The organism is Shewanella sp. 553, from assembly GCF_059338375.1.
In genome coordinates this window covers 1892249-1907708 of record NZ_CM181701.1, presented here as the reverse complement: position 1 = coordinate 1907708, position 15460 = coordinate 1892249, and the positions used below count along the sequence as shown (strand labels likewise).

The window sequence follows — 15460 nt, the reverse complement described above, 5'->3', positions numbered from 1 at the left end:
GATTTACACATAGTGCGCTTTTTATATTCAGCCTTAAAGTTGTGCTAAAAAATAGCTATTTCAGATAAATATTGCTTAATAAACATCGCAGTTCCCCTCCTATCCCAGTTATAATCGAGTATCTTTTTTCGCGCAGTGCGCGCAGCGAACGCTAAGGAAACTTTCAATGCCTGGTTTTGAACTATTTGGTCCTGAAGAGAAGCAAGAAGTTGCAGATGTAATGGAAAACGGATTTACCTTTCGATATAACTTCGATCACATGCGTAATGACCGCTGGAAAACGCGTGAGATGGAAACCTTGCTTTGCGAAAAAATGAATGTAAAACATGCTCACTTAGTCTCAAGCGGTACCGCAGCGCTGCAAACGGCTATGGCCGCAGCGGGAATTGGCGCCGGCGATGAGGTCATTGTACCGCCATTTACCTTTGTGGCATCAGTAGAAGCGGTATTCATGGCAGGGGCCGTGCCGGTTTTTGCTGAAATTGATGAAACGCTCTGCCTATCGCCAGCAGGGATTGAAGCGGTGATTACTCCACGCACCAAGGCAATTAATTTAGTGCATATGTGCGGTTCTATGGCGAAGATGGACGACATTAAAGCCATCTGCGAGAAACACAACTTAGTGATTTTAGAAGATGCTTGCCAAGCCATTGGCGGCAGTTATAAAGGTCAAGCACTAGGCACCATTGGTGATGTTGGTTGTTACTCGTTTGACTCTGTTAAAACCATCACTTGCGGTGAAGGCGGTGCGGTGATCACCAATAATGACACCATTTATAATCATGCTCATATGTTCTCAGATCATGGTCATGATCATGTGGGTAATGATCGCGGTGCCGAAGGCCACCCTATTATGGGGCTAAATTTTCGCATTTCAGAAATGAACTCAGCAATGGGGCTGGCGCAGCTGCGTAAACTTGACAAGATTATTGAGATCCAGCGTAAGCATAAAAAATGGCTAAAAGAGGCCATGGCTGAATTACCAGAAGTCTCATTTCGGGAAATTCCCGACCCCGAAGGCGACTCAGCTGGTTTCTTAACCTTTATGATGCCCACCGAAGCCCGCACGATTGAGATCAATAAAAAGCTAGCAGAAAATGGGGTTGACGGCTGCTTCTACTGGTATGTCAATAACTGGCATTACTTACGTAATTGGAAACATATTCAAGAGCTTAAATCACCAGCGGCCTTGCCTATCACTCTCATAAAAGATAAACCTGATTACACTCAGGTTGCAGTTCCAAAATCTGATGCCATCATGAGTCGTACTATCTCGATGCTGATCAAACTCTCTTGGACAGAGGATGAGATCAAGCAACGCATCGAAAACATTAAGCGTGCTTTTGCTTAAAACACCTATTATGCCCGCCGCGCAGTAACCCTATACCAACTGCGAAGCCAGCTCTTACAGTACTAATCCCAAAGGAGAATGTGGTAATGAGTTTTAAAAATTTTAAGTGTGTTCCTAAGATGATCTTTGGTCGAGGCTCATTCGCTGAGCTTGATAAGGTAGTTGGTGCGGAGCGCCAGCAAGCCGATGACTTTGTCGTGTTTCTGGTCGATGATGTTCATCAACATAAACCCTTAGCGGCACGCGTCCCGGCAAAAGCACAAGATTTAACCATTTATGTCAATGTTGATGATGAGCCAACAACGGCACAAGTTGACGCATTAACTGAACAAGTTCAAAAGTTTAATACGAAGCTCCCAGTCAGTGTGGTGGGTTTAGGCGGCGGTTCTACCATGGATTTGGCTAAGGCTGTCTCTTTGATGTTAACCAATCCAGGGGGCTCTGCTATGTATCAAGGCTGGGATCTGATTAACCACCCAGCGGTGCATCATGTAGGTATTCCAACCGTATCGGGTACAGGCGCAGAAGCATCGCGTACTGCGGTATTATGTGGGCCGGTGCGAAAATTAGGCTTAAATTCAGACTACACCGTATTTGATCAAATCATCATGGATTCTGAGCTCATCGAAGGCGTACCCACAGAACAGTGGTTTTACACTGGGATGGATTGTTATATCCACTGCGTTGAGTCACTACAAGGCACTTACCTCAACGAATTTGCCCGAGCCTTTGCTGAAAAGTCGATGGATCTTTGCCGCGAGGTTTTCTTAGGCGATCACCCAGAAAAAGATGACAAACTTATGATGGCGTCATATATGGGTGGGATGAGTATCGCATATAGCCAAGTCGGCGCATGCCATGCTGTTTCTTATGGTCTAGGCTATGTATTAGGCTACCACCATGGAATAGGTAACTGCTTGGCTTTTGACGTACTTGAAGAGTTTTATCCTGAAGGCGTAGCGGAATTTCGCCATATGATGAAAAAGCACAATATCGTGCTCCCCAAAAATATCTGTAAAGATCTTCCTGATGAAACCATCGCTAAGATGGTCGCTGTTACTAAGAGCATGGGTCCATTATGGGATAATGTTTACGGTAGCGGATGGGAAGAAAAAGTCACCGACGAGATGCTTACTAAGCTGTTCCGTCGTATCTAACCTCCGGCCTCACGAATTAGGCTCTATATGAGCCTTTTATCTTGAGGCCACTTACTTGCAAAAATAGGTACCTATAATGAATGTAACTCTGTTAATCCCTGCGCGCTATGGTTCTAGTCGTTTCCCCGGCAAACCGCTAGCTCCGATTAACGGTAAACCAATGATCCAGCACGTATACGAGCGTGCCGCATTGGCAAAAGGCATCACCGCGATTTATGTGGCCACTGACGATGAACGCATTAAAGCGGCGGTAGAATCCTTTGGTGGTCAAGTTGTTATGACAGATGAGAATGCCGCATCGGGCACTGACCGGATTGAAGATGCCATCACTCAACTGGGGTTAAAAGACGATGACTTAGTGATTAACCTACAAGGTGATCAACCGCTTATCGATCCCATCACCATTGAGCAGATCGTCAGTTTATTTGAGCGCCACCCAGGTGAATTTGATATGGCAACCTTAGGTGTTGAAATCACTAATGAGAGTGAGTTAAACGATCCTATGCACGTTAAAATGGTGTTTGATAACGATTATAATGCCTTGTATTTCTCCCGTGCTCGTATCCCTTTTGGCCGTGATACCAACGACTATCCAGCCTATAAACATTTAGGCATTTACGGTTACACTCGTGCCTTCATCTCGACGTTTGCTAAGCTGCCTTTAGGCCGCCTAGAAAATTTAGAGAAATTAGAACAACTACGTGCCTTAGAATACGGTTATAAAATCAAAGTGGCGATCAGTGCATTTGATTCACCAGAAGTTGACACCCCTGAAGATATTCGCATCTGCGAAGCGCGTTTAGCGGTCGACTAACAACAAGAGGTGGGTCATGTCGAATCTGGAAGTTTGGTTAATCATCATCTTAGTTATCGCTGTAATCGTCAGCAATCTTGCTGTGCTTAAATACAGTGCTAAATTTAAAATGACTCAATTTGGTAAAGATCATGCTCAAAAAACTACATCTGAGAAGCGTAAACAACGGGACGAAGATGACTCATCTCAAACGACAGCACAAAATCAAGATGATCATAGCGACAATGACGTCACACCTAAGCGTTAAAGCCAAGCTCAATCGCTAATCGCAACTATGCTGGTCTACCTTTAGCATTGTGTTACAAAAGGCTTACTCATTGGTTAAGCCTTTTCTCCCATCTCTAGCCTAATAATCGTGCGATCCACAGTTGTGGTTCACCGACTATAAATTGATATTGGCTGCCATCTTTTAAGGTGATTTCGATACCATCAGGTGTAATAGGTAAAATCCCCGCCCCTTTGCCCCAACAGGTATCAACATTAACAATATCAATTAATGGTAATAGATAAGGTCCAATGGTAGCAGACCTATTAAAAGGTTCAAACTGCAGGTAATGCCGTGTTTTGGTCAGTCGACCATCACAGCGAACCACCCCCTTTTGAGCTGCCACTATCGATGACTGAATGTTTGCCTCTGCCATATTAATGATGGATTCCATTATCTCAACATGCTCCTTGATTGCATCGCCTTAGGCGATAAAAAGTCCTTAGTCTCATCATACAAAACATTATTTACGCTGTTAATTAGCAAAACGTATAGATAAAAAAAGCCAACCTAGCAAGGTTGGCTCTTTAATTAATAGCTACAACTTAATGAGGATCTTGCAACTCTTGCGCTAACTGCCGGCTAATTGCTTCTGGCGAGCCGGTATTTTGTGCTAACAATGAATAGGCCACGGGGATCACAAGCAAGGTAAAGATGGTCGCCAGCACAATGCCTGACAACACTACAACCCCAATCACAAAACGTGTTTCAGCGCCTGCCCCTTGCGCCATGACTAAGGGAATAGCCCCTGCCGCAGTGGTGATCCCCGTCATCAAAATGGGGCGTAAACGCTGGCTTGATGCTTGCAGAATAGCCTGTTGAAACGCCATACCTTTGTCACGTAGCTGGTTAGTAAATTCAACAATCAAAATACCATTTTTAGCCGCTAAGCCAACTAGCATGATAATGCCAATCTGGCTGTAAATATTGAGACTTTGTCCCGTCAGCCATAACCCTATCAGTGCGCCTAAGGTGGCAAGCGGTACTGTCAGCATGATCACTATCGGATGCACATAGCTTTCAAATTGCGCAGCCAGAACTAAAAAGACAATCCCAAGGGCCAGAAGGAAGACAAAATACATTGAGCTCCCCGACTCTTGATAATCCAACGATTGCCCTTTATAGCTAATGATCGCCTCAGCGGGTAGATAGGTGTAAGCCATCTCGTTAAGGTAATCTAACGCCTCACCTAAACTGTAGCCATCGGCTAAATTCGCCTCAATGGTAATTGAGCGCATACGGTTGTAGCGGTTAAGCTGGCTTGCATCGGCAAACTCCTCCACCGACACTAAGTTGGCTAGCGGGATCAGAGCCTTGGTGCGGTCGGAGCGAACATAGATGTTAGTTAAATCATGAGCGGTGTTTTGATTATCTCGCTCCCCTTCAATGATCACATCATACTCTTCACCGCCCTGCATGAAGGTCGTCACGAGTCTTGAGCCTAACATCGACTCCAATGTTCGACCTATATGTGAAATAGATACCCCTAGGGCTGCGGCGCGATCTTTATCGATGACCACTCGCAGCTGCGGCTTGGTTTCTTGATAGTCGTGATCTAGGCCAATAAGGTTAGGATTATCTTTGGCTTTTTCCAAAATGATGTCTCGCCATTTAGCGATCTCTTCATAGCTAGGACCACCTAAGACAAACTGCACAGGTTTACCCACCCCGCGCCCAAACGCTTGTCGCATAACCGGAAAAGCACGTACCCCGGCAAGATCGGCTAGCCGTGCACGTACATCACCGATGATCTCAAAGGCGCTACGTCGCTGTGACCAATCTTCTAATACGATAATCGCCATTCCGTTAGAGAAATCGGCACTGCGACCGAAACTGCGCGGCGCCCTGATAAGCAAACGCTTAATATCTCCGCTCTCAACCAAAGGCATCAGCCTTGACTCAATCTCATCCATATAGGGGGTGATATATTCAAAGCTAGCACCTTGAGGCCCGTTAACGATTAAGAACATAGAACCACGATCTTCACGAGGAGCAAATTCTTGTGGAACCTGAGTCATTAACCAACCGCTGCTAGCAAGTGCAATAATTACCAGAGACGACACTACAAAAGGATGCTGCATCGCCTTGGTCAGAGTAACTCGATAAAAATGAGTTAAACGTGCCATCCCAGCATCTATTTTTTTGACCAACCAAGAGTCTTGCTCTGCAGGTTTGAGTAACTTAGAGCACATCATCGGACTTAAGGTTAACGCCACAATACTTGAGAACACCACTGCAGAACTCATGGCAACTGCAAACTCTTTAAACAACTTACCTAAATCACCTTCTAGGAAAGTGATTGGCATAAAGACAGCAACTAACACTAGCGTCGTCGCGACTACGGCAAATGCCACCTCCCGTGAGCCTAAATAAGCGGCTTTTAACGGAGAGTCACCTTGTTCAATGCGTCGATGAATATTCTCTAGGACCACGATAGCATCATCAACCACCATACCAATGGCTAAAATCATCGCCAGTAGAGTTAACAAGTTAATGGTGTAACCTAAGGCGTAAAGCACGATAAACGTGGCCATTAGCGATACAGGTACGGTCAAGGCCGGAATTAACATGGCGCGCACACTGCCTAAAAACAGGTAGATCACCACTATGACTAAAAACATGGCAATAAATAAGGTGCGATACACCTCTTCAACCGAGGCTTCGATAAATACCGAGCTGTCGTATGAACGCTTAATTTCCATCCCCGCGGGTAAGGTGGGGTTAATCTTATCGACTAATGCATTAGCCGCTCGCGCCACATCTAAGGTGTTGGCGGTCGATTGTTTAGACACACCAAGACCTATCATCGACTCTTTGTTGCCTCTAAAAGTGATGCGTTCCTCTTCTGATCCCACTTCCACTCGGGCAACATCACCTAACTTAATCAGATAACCATCATCGCCTTCAGCCAAGACTAAATTGGCAAAATCGGTAGCATTTTTAAAGCTGCGCTCCAAACGCACAGTAAAATGACGATCTTGAGATTCGACCGAGCCTGCGGGTAACTCAACGTTTTCTGAGCGTAGCACTCGTTCAATATCCGCCACCGTCAGCTTACGTGCCGCTAAGGCTTGCCGATCGATCCACACCCGCATGGCATACACCTTACCGCCACCGATACGGATATTGGCCACGCCATCAATAACCGAGAATCGATCGACTAGATAACGCCGCGCATAGTCGGTCAGTTGTAGGGTATTCATCTGATCTGAGACCAAGTTAAGCCACATGATCACTTCATCGCCGCCATTGGCTTTTTGCACCTCTGGCGGATCGGCTTCCTCGGGTAGATTATTAAGTAATCCTGAGATGCGGTCTCTCACATCGTTCGCAGCCGCCTCTATGTCTCGACCAACGTCAAACTCTAAGGTCACAGACGAGCGTCCATCCCGGCTCGATGAATTTATGTTGCGGATCCCCTCGACACCACTAATACGATCTTCGACCAACTGGGTGATGCGACTTTCAACCACTGCGGCGCTTGCACCGCGATAGTTAGTTTGGACCGACACGATAGGGGGATCAATATTAGGGTATTCACGCAGCGGCAGTTTCTCAAACGCTACCAAACCGAAGACAATCAACAAGATGCTAATAACGGAAGCAAAGACCGGTCGTTTTACTGACAAATCCGTTAAGATCATACTAAGGGCTCCACCTTAGCCTGCTGAAGAAAACTAAAGTTTTCGCTCATCTGCACTTTAACTGCATCACCGGGACGGACTTTTAAAATGCCGCGGGTCACAACCTGATCACCCACTTTTAAGCCATCAATAACCTCTACCCAGCCACGTTTACGAATACCTATTTTAACTTGGCGTTGCTCTATCACATCGTCCTCATTCACGAGATAGACAAATTGATCGCGTTGGATCGGGATAATCGCCGCTTCGGGTATGATTAACGCTTCGCGGTTTTGCTTGATAAGTTTTACCTTCATCAGCATCCCAGGTAGTAAACGTAAATCTTGATTAGGCAACTCGGCGCGCACGACGACCGCGCGGGTGGTGGGATTGACTCGGCTATCGATGGAGACCACTTTACCGCTAAACATTTCGCCATCATAGGCAACCGCACTGGTTTCCACCGTCTTACCCACTTTAAGTGACTGTAAGAAACGCTCGGGCACCGAAAAATCCAGTTTAATGGTGGAGATATCATCTAGGGTGGTGATCACTGTGCCGGGAGTGACCAAACTGCCTTCACTGACTTGGCGTAAACCCAAGCGACCTGAGAATGGCGCCAGTATGCGTCTATCTTTTAACGCCGATTCCGCTTGCTCTAATTGGGCCTTAGCGGTGTCGATTAAGGTTTGCAGTCGATCCCGCTCAAGTGCGGCAACCGATTGGCTAGTCACCAGTGAGCTAATCCGTGCCAACTCCCTTTTGTGATCGTTCATCTTAACCTGCGCCACTGTAACACTGGCCATCTGCTCTCGGTCTTGCAAACGCACCAATAGACGGCCCTTTTCAACAATGTCACCGTCGTCAAAGTTAATCTCGGTGATCATGTCGGTCACTTTAGGTGTCACGGTTATCGATTCATTTGCTTTGCCTGTGCCTAATGCTTCAACCTCATCTCGGATTGGCTGCATTGCTACCTTGGCAATAACGACATTGGGTATAGGCCTAGCTTTTACTCTGACCTGGTCTGTAGACTGGGTTTGATAATAATAGGCGCCAGCGATTGCCGCTAATATGATTAAGAATATTATAGTTTTTTTCATCAATCTTCCGAATGGCATCATTTTGTTAACGGTAGTTTACCTAGGATTCAATACGCATCAAGGGGTTTTACTTTTGGTTACAAACTTAATACGTAAGATACTCAGATACAGTACGACAAGGCATTACAATGGGATCAATAACACTGGAATGAGCGAGAAAATTAACCCAATAATCAATTAGTAGACATAAAAAAAGAGGCAATATTAGCCTCTTTTTTATCATTGTGCAGTGCAAGATTAACGCACTTTACGGTCTTCTCGCATTAACTCTGCTAAGGTCTCGTAAACGGTTTCAATCACATCATTACTCAATGGTTCATCATTCATGTCATTAAGGTAAATACGGGTGTTAGCATTATCACTATCTTGTTCGATACGAAGACGATAGCCACCTTGTTCTAACGGCAGTTTATTATCGTTCCATAACGAACTCCAGAAACCAGAGTCATCATTAATACTAATAAAATAGAGCCCTTTATTACTGTCCATATCGACAATTTCAAACCCCATTTCTGGTAAGACAATGCGTAAGCGCTCCCATGTACGAGTGTAAGGTGCTTGAGCTAACCAATAAGCCACCGCAGGCTCAGTGACTGCGGAAGGCTCAGCCTTCACTAAACTCACATCAATACCTAGGCTCTGCTTCAGGCGTTTAGCCTTGATCAATTGCTCGCGCTTTATGCTCATGTAAGCGATAGTATTATTGAGCATATCGACCGTATAACGGCGCTTATCTTCACCCGTAAGGATAACATCTTGAGTTTGACCATCAAAACGCTCTTCATGATCAATAAGTTCGATAGCTAAATTACCGCTACGGCCATGGGGACGCACATTAACCGTAAAGCGATAACGTTGGCGAACTAAATAAACATCGTCATCGCCCCATAAATTAGAGTCGATTAACTCTTGGTGTTCAATCCAATCCGTTTCGATAATTCCGGCATCATCATCTTCTTTAACCATCTCAATCGATTGGCTATTAAGATATGCTTTAAGAATATCCAGCATTTCGGTTCGTAAGTCGATATCGTTATCTATCGATTCAACCACGATTTTAATGCTATCACTCGACTCCTCAACATGAGTACCTTCGGCCATGGGCAACACTTGTAATGGCGGGCGAATATCCAGTTTTTTGCCCACTAGGCTAGTGTCGACTTTATTGCCGACTGCTGGGATCTCATATTCATTACTGTATTTAGGTTGATTAAGCCCTTCGGGTATCACCAATTTAGGCTGAGACTCCAATAACACATACTCATCGCTACCATTAGCCTGACGTCTATCAATAGGTGAACTACACGCTGTAACAGCTGCGATCAGTAAAATTGGGGTGACTTGCTTTAGCATCTATTATTGAACCTCTATTCGGGCATTTTTCATCGCTTCTAGCAACAGACCATGAAACTGGGGAGAAAGTTCCGTTAAGGGTAAACGAATATCACCGTGGCTTATCAAGCCCATACGGTGCGCAGCCCATTTAACAGGAATTGGATTAGCCTCCAAGAACAGTGAACTAAACAAAGGTTTAATTTGCTCTTCTATTGCAATAGCCGTGGCCATATCTCCACTAAGGGCGGCGGCGCACATCACTTTAAACTGTTTAGGGACAATGTTATTAGTAACAGATATAACACCATCACCACCTAAGGCGAGGAACTCACGAGCCGTAGGATCATCACCACTATAGAGTTTAAAATCGTTACCACATAACTGCCGTAATCTGGCCACGCGGCTGAGATCGCCGGTTGCTTCTTTAACACCGATGATATTAGGCACGGATACGAGTTCGGCCACTGTTTCGGGTAACATATCAACCGAAGTACGGCCTGGTACGTTATATAAAATTTGTGGGATGTCGGTGGACGCTGCAACCGCACGGTAGTGGGCTATCAGGCCTTTGGGGGTGGGCTTATTATAATAGGGCGTAACACCAAGCATCGCGGCTACGCCACTGTTTGCCTGTGCCTTGGTCAGTTCTATTGCTTCGGCCGTGGCATTAGCACCATTGCCACCGATGATCGGCAGTCGTCCAGCTGCAAACTTAACCACGTGCTTGACCACTTCAATGTGTTCAGTCATGGGTAAAGTAGCTGATTCGCCAGTGGTGCCAACCGCAACAATAGCGTCAGTCCCCTGCTCTATATGGTATTCGACCAGTTTTTCTAGACTTGCATAATCGACTGAGCCATCACTATTCATTGGTGTGATTAAGGCTACAATGCTTCCGTTTATCATGTGACTTCCCCAAGGATTCAGGATTGGCTATGGTACTGATGCTAAGCGGTAAAAACAAGCATAACTCTCACTACAACGTCAGAATTTCACCATAACATTACCCAAGGTATTTGTTTGAACGTTTGTTAAGACGGGGATCGCAAAACCACTAACATGTGTTAGCATGTCGTGCTGCAAAAAACGTTATCGTTAAGTAGCGTTTATTTGTACTATTTTCACAGTAATACGGGGGAATTTCATGTCTAATCATCTGGTCGTCACCGCGCTGGGAGCGGATCGTCCCGGTATCGTCAGTAAATTTGCACGCCTTGCAAGTGAATGTGACTGCGATATTGTCGATAGTAGAATGGCCATTTTCGGCAATGAGTTTACCTTGATCATGATGATTTCTGGCTCTTGGCCTGCCATCACGAAGATGGAAGCAAACTTGCCAGCATTGAGTGTTGAACTCGGCCTGTTAAGTGTGATGAAACGGACCTCAAAACATACGCCACGCAATTATGTCTCTCGCCTGCAAGTCTCTTTTAATGGTCAAGATCAGCGTGGCACCATGAAACGCTTAACCCAATTCTTGGCTGATCGGTCATTGGATCTGGCAGCCGTGCGCTCTCACGCTGAAGAAACCGTTGACGGTGAACCCATACAAAATGTGTTTTTAACCATTAATGTGCCAGAGAAAGTGGATATCGAACAACTCGAACAAAATATCATCGAACTGGCCGACGAATTAAACCTAAGCTGCAATATTGAACGTATGCAGGGGATCGACAGCAATCAAAAGGAACGCGAATGAAAACCTTAGCCCAAGGGGATGTAGCCCCATCCTTTACCTTAAAAAATCAAAACGATGAAGCCATTTCACTTGAAGCGGCATTAAAAAACGGTCCCGTGCTGGTGTATTTTTATCCTAAGGCGCTGACCCCTGGCTGTACTGTACAGGCGTGTGGCTTAAGAGACAGTAAACCTCAGCTTGACGCCAATCAGGTCACTGTACTGGGTATCAGCCCGGACCCTGTGGCCAAGCTGGCACGTTTTGCCGATAAACATCAACTTAACTTCTCTTTATTAAGTGACGAAGACCATGCCATTGCCGATGCATTCGGGGTGTGGGGCGAGAAGAAGTTTATGGGCAAAGTGTATGACGGCATACACCGCCTCAGCTTTCTTGTTGGCCAAGATGGAAAAATCCAGCATGTATTCGATAAATTTAAAACCAAAGACCATCATGAAGTTGTAATGAAAGTTATTGATAGCCAGTAGCCAATAAGTTAAAGCGACAAAAAAAGCCAGCAAAGATGCTGGCTTTTTAATATCAAAATAATGGTTAGCTGTTTAGTTGATGGTGTGACTTGCCATTACATTAAACACGCTATTGTACCTCACCAGCCTTTTACCACCCCGAAATTATTGATGCATTGTACAGTGAATAGGCTTAGGCCGACGGCGATGCTGATGGCTGTTTATCTGGGTTATCATTCTCTGCTTTAGCCACAGTCGCCGTAGCCGAATTCACTTGAGGCCAGGCATTGAGCACCGCTTTCACTAAAGACGCCAACGGGATCGCAAAGAATACTCCCCAAACACCCCACATGCCGCCAAACACCAATACCGCTGCGATAATAAATACCGGGTGCAGGTCAACCGCATCCGAAAACAACACCGGCACTAACACATTGCCATCGAGTGCTTGAATGATGCCATAACCTAACATTAAATAACCAAACTCAGGGCTTACACCCCACTGAAAGAAAGCCACCAAGGCAATGGGCAGTGTCACCAGCGTGGCACCGACATAGGGGATCAAAACCGACAAGCCGGTAAGCACGCCAAGTAATGCCGCATAACGTAGATCCATAATGGCAAAAAATAGATAACTGACCACGCCAATAATGAAAATTTCGATGACTTTACCACGTATATAATTAAAGATTTGCTGATTCATCTCTAACCACACTTTACGCGCTAAATCGCGATTGGATGGGATAAAACGTTTGCTGCCACGGATCAGCAACTCTTTATCTTTCAGGAAAAAGAACACCAGCAAAGGTACTAAGATGGTGTAAACCATTAACACCAATAATGACGCCGAGTAACCAATAAGCTGTTTGCCTAAATCCAGTAGGTGCTGTGTATCGAGCAGTTTTTTAAGCTCGCCAACGGTTGTATCTAACTGTTCAGTACTTAAAAATTGCGGGTATTGTTCAACATACCCTTTAATCGTAATAAGCCCTTTATCGAGCATGGAGGGTAAATCCGTGACTAAGCCCAGCCCCTGCTTCCAAATGCTGGGCACTAAACCAAACATCAGCAATATCATCATGCCAATAAACAGCACTAAGACTAATGAGGCACCAGTGGTGCGGTTGATCCCAAGGCGCCCCATTTGCGCGACGGGCCACTCCAACAAAAAGGCTAACACTAAGGCAACCAGCAGTGGCGCTAATAACCCACCTGCAAAATAGAGTGCCAACGCAATACCCACAATGATGAATACCAGCGTTACCGCTTGGGGATCGCTAAATCGGTCTTTATACCAATTGCTTAATAAGGATAACATTCACACTTCCTACTCAGTAACACATTACAATTACGACCGGACCGTTTTAACCACGGCGAGCACTAATACTTGGTCATTATTTTGTTGTTCGGTGTACAGATAACCTTGTCGCGTTAAAAAACGCGGCGCATCTTGACGTGTGCCTTTATCGGCAAGACTCACCACTAGTTGCTCACCATCGCTCATCTGTTTAAGCGCCAGCTTAAGCTTAACTAAGGCTAAGGGACATCGATAAGAGGTCAAATCAATAAAAGTCATAATCAACTTGCTAAAGACAAACTCAGGCTATTATCCTAAGTCTCTGACTAAACCACAAGTTATCAATTAAGTCGCAGTAAACTTTGCCAATATCTCATGATAAGCACAATGAGATACTCGACATAAATGAACTAATGGTGTTCTATTCACTCTGATAATCAATATGATAAAAAATAACCCGCTAAGGATAAGTTTGAGTAAAATTAACACAGCCAAGTCCCTCCTTGCGGGGGCGATGTCACTGGCCTTGTTTGCCGTAGCCCCTATAGGGTTTGCTAATAATGACCTACCGGATCTGGGGACGGCCGCGGTAAACACCTTCAGTCTAGAAAAAGAAAATACCTACGGCGATGCTTATATGCGCGTCATTCGCTCGTCAGCGCCAGTGCTAAACGATCCTGTATTAAATCAATATATGACAGAGTTAGGCAATAAACTGGTGGCTCACGCTAGTGGGGTCAAAACCCCCTTTTACTTTTTTTTACTGCGCAATGATGAGATCAACGCATTTGCGTTTTTCGGCGGCCATGTCGGCGTTCATACAGGCCTGTTTTTAAACGCTGATAATGAAAGCCAGTTAGCATCGGTTATCGGCCATGAAATTACCCATGTCACTCAACGTCATTTAGCCCGCTCGATTGAGGCCAGAGATAAGAGTTCAACGGCCACTATGGTGGGCCTGCTTGGGGCCATTTTGTTGACTATTGCGGCGCCGCAGGCCGGAATGGCGGCGATGGCTACCACCCAAGCTTTGGCAACCCAATCCCAAATTAACTACACCCGCCTGCACGAGAAGGAAGCCGACCGTATTGGGATGCAAATCCTCGTCGATGCTGGGTTTGACCCTAATGGCGCCGCGGATTTTTTTGCTAAGCTGGCCACTCGCTACCGTTTTACCACTAAACCACCACAGATGTTATTGACTCACCCGCTGCCTGAATCGCGGATCAGTGAAGCGCGCAACCGCGCCGCGCAGTATCCCCATCGATATATCGCCGATAATCTCGATTTTCAGTTAGCCAAAGCCCGTATTCAGGTGCGCTTTTCAAGTTATAGCGAAGAGGCCGCATTAAGCCTATTTCAAAATCAGTTGAAAAAAGGCCAATATGAATATAAACAAGCGGCCGAGTACGGATTAGCGTTAGCGCTGCTGCGCTCAGAGCAAGCACAACAGGCCGAAAAGATCATCGATGAGCTCCTGACTCACGCGCCCAATAACGTGTTTTACTTAGATACCAAAACCGACTTACTGCTGGAACGTAAACAGCATGATCAGGCGATTGCCATGTTGGAAAAGCAGCGACAATTGAAACCCACTTCTCAAGTGATAAATATCAATTTGGCTAATGCTTATATTGAACACAAGCAGCCCCTTAAGGCGATCCCTATCTTAGAGGAGATAATTTTCCTCGATAAACAAAATCAACTGCCACTGCAGTTGCTTAGTGAAGCCTATAAAGCTGCGGGTAATAAATCGATGGAGCATTATATTAAAGCTGAAGCCATGGCCTTGGCGGCAAATTACGACGGCGCCATTGATCAACTTAATTTTGCCTATCGATTATCCGAGCAGGATCCATTGCAGTTGGCGCGTATCGAAGCCCGTATTCGCCAATTTAAACTATCGAAGAAAGCTATTGAGCAATTGTAACAACGGGAGGTGAGCGAACTCTTTGTGACTCCGCTCACCTTTTACAGTAGAATATCGGCAACTTTTGACAATCAGCAGATAACCTATGACGCAAGTTAGTATTATTCATAACCCTCGCTGTTCAAAAAGCCGTCAAACTTTGGCGCTACTTGAAGAAAATGGCTGTGATATTCAAATCATAGAGTACCTCAAGACTCCACTCACTAAGGTTGAGATCCGCGGCATTCTGACTAAATTAGCCCTCCCCCCTCGCCAATTAATGCGTACTAAAGAAGATGAATATAAGGCGTTAGGTCTCGCCGATATTGACGATGACGAACTGCTTATCCAAGCCATGGTCGATACGCCCAAACTTATCGAACGCCCCATAGTGTTAGCCAATAACCGTGCGGCGATCGGGCGCCCCCCAGAAAACGTGTTAAGTATTTTATAAGGCGTCT

The 15460-nt window shown here is 45.5% G+C and carries 15 protein-coding genes; 8 read left to right on the top strand and 7 right to left on the bottom strand.

The genetic code is table 11. The annotated features are described in order from the left end of the window. Positions 1-166 precede the first annotated feature (166 nt). The 4 genes from kdnA to AC5YBZ_RS08610 all read left to right on the top strand — a co-directional run bounded on the left by kdnA (position 167) and on the right by AC5YBZ_RS08610 (position 3569). Positions 167-1351 carry an 8-amino-3,8-dideoxy-alpha-D-manno-octulosonate transaminase KdnA gene (kdnA, locus tag AC5YBZ_RS08625; protein WP_494524765.1) on the top strand — a complete coding sequence of 395 codons (1185 nt, stop codon included), beginning with the start codon at positions 167-169 and terminating at the stop codon, positions 1349-1351. An 86-nt stretch (positions 1352-1437) separates the two neighbouring features. Continuing rightward, a complete protein-coding gene (kdnB, locus tag AC5YBZ_RS08620) occupies positions 1438-2508 on the top strand; it encodes a 3-deoxy-alpha-D-manno-octulosonate 8-oxidase KdnB (protein WP_494519161.1) in 1071 nt (356 codons plus the stop codon). A gap of 76 nt (positions 2509-2584) precedes the next feature. Further along, a complete protein-coding gene (gene kdsB, locus AC5YBZ_RS08615) occupies positions 2585-3322 on the top strand; it encodes an 8-amino-3,8-dideoxy-manno-octulosonate cytidylyltransferase KdsB (RefSeq protein WP_494519162.1) in 738 nt (245 codons plus the stop codon). Positions 3323-3338: 16 nt separating this feature from the next. Continuing rightward, positions 3339-3569, top strand: a complete 231-nt coding sequence (locus AC5YBZ_RS08610; RefSeq protein ID WP_494519163.1) for a DUF2897 family protein — start codon at positions 3339-3341, stop codon at positions 3567-3569. A gap of 94 nt (positions 3570-3663) precedes the next feature. Here the strand turns inward: AC5YBZ_RS08610 and AC5YBZ_RS08605 are convergent, their stop codons facing one another. The 5 genes from AC5YBZ_RS08605 to dapA all read right to left on the bottom strand — a co-directional run bounded on the left by AC5YBZ_RS08605 (position 3664) and on the right by dapA (position 10554). Further along, complete coding sequence (locus AC5YBZ_RS08605) at positions 3664-3981, bottom strand: hypothetical protein (RefSeq protein WP_494519164.1); 318 nt, start codon at positions 3979-3981, stop codon at positions 3664-3666. Between the two features lie 151 nt (positions 3982-4132). Next, positions 4133-7231: an efflux RND transporter permease subunit gene (locus AC5YBZ_RS08600; protein ID WP_494543683.1), complete on the bottom strand. Its 3099-nt coding sequence runs from the start codon at positions 7229-7231 to the stop codon at positions 4133-4135. Further along, complete coding sequence (locus AC5YBZ_RS08595; RefSeq protein WP_494524762.1) at positions 7228-8313, bottom strand: efflux RND transporter periplasmic adaptor subunit; 1086 nt, start codon at positions 8311-8313, stop codon at positions 7228-7230. The genes AC5YBZ_RS08600 and AC5YBZ_RS08595 overlap by 4 nt, the downstream gene beginning before the upstream one ends. Positions 8314-8550: 237 nt before the next feature. After that, positions 8551-9666: an NlpB/DapX family lipoprotein gene (bamC, locus tag AC5YBZ_RS08590; protein WP_494519167.1), complete on the bottom strand. Its 1116-nt coding sequence runs from the start codon at positions 9664-9666 to the stop codon at positions 8551-8553. 3 nt (positions 9667-9669) lie between these two features. Next, on the bottom strand, positions 9670-10554 hold the full coding sequence (gene dapA / locus AC5YBZ_RS08585) for a 4-hydroxy-tetrahydrodipicolinate synthase (protein ID WP_494519168.1): 885 nt from the start codon (positions 10552-10554) through the stop codon (positions 9670-9672). A 238-nt stretch (positions 10555-10792) separates the two neighbouring features. Here dapA and AC5YBZ_RS08580 point away from each other — a divergent pair, with 238 nt between their 5' ends. After that, the gene (locus AC5YBZ_RS08580; protein WP_494519169.1) at positions 10793-11347 is read left to right on the top strand and encodes a glycine cleavage system transcriptional repressor; all 555 of its coding nucleotides are present in this window, start codon (positions 10793-10795) and stop codon (positions 11345-11347) included. After that, positions 11344-11814 carry a thioredoxin-dependent thiol peroxidase gene (bcp, locus tag AC5YBZ_RS08575; protein WP_494524761.1) on the top strand — a complete coding sequence of 157 codons (471 nt, stop codon included), beginning with the start codon at positions 11344-11346 and terminating at the stop codon, positions 11812-11814. Before AC5YBZ_RS08580 ends, bcp begins: the two co-directional genes overlap by 4 nt. 172 nt (positions 11815-11986) lie before the next feature. Here the strand turns inward: bcp and AC5YBZ_RS08570 are convergent, their stop codons facing one another. Both AC5YBZ_RS08570 and AC5YBZ_RS08565 read right to left on the bottom strand, forming a co-directional pair. Beyond that, on the bottom strand, positions 11987-13111 hold the full coding sequence (locus tag AC5YBZ_RS08570; protein WP_494519171.1) for an AI-2E family transporter: 1125 nt from the start codon (positions 13109-13111) through the stop codon (positions 11987-11989). A 30-nt stretch (positions 13112-13141) separates the two neighbouring features. Next, positions 13142-13369 carry a sulfurtransferase TusA family protein gene (locus AC5YBZ_RS08565; RefSeq protein ID WP_494519172.1) on the bottom strand — a complete coding sequence of 76 codons (228 nt, stop codon included), beginning with the start codon at positions 13367-13369 and terminating at the stop codon, positions 13142-13144. Between the two features lie 163 nt (positions 13370-13532). On the opposite strand from AC5YBZ_RS08565, the gene bepA reads away from it, so the two are divergent. Then, positions 13533-15020, top strand: a complete 1488-nt coding sequence (gene bepA / locus AC5YBZ_RS08560; protein ID WP_494519173.1) for a beta-barrel assembly-enhancing protease — start codon at positions 13533-13535, stop codon at positions 15018-15020. Positions 15021-15105: 85 nt separating this feature from the next. Next, positions 15106-15453: an arsenate reductase (glutaredoxin) gene (gene arsC / locus AC5YBZ_RS08555; RefSeq protein ID WP_494519174.1), complete on the top strand. Its 348-nt coding sequence runs from the start codon at positions 15106-15108 to the stop codon at positions 15451-15453. The last annotated feature ends 7 nt before the right edge of the window (positions 15454-15460 follow it).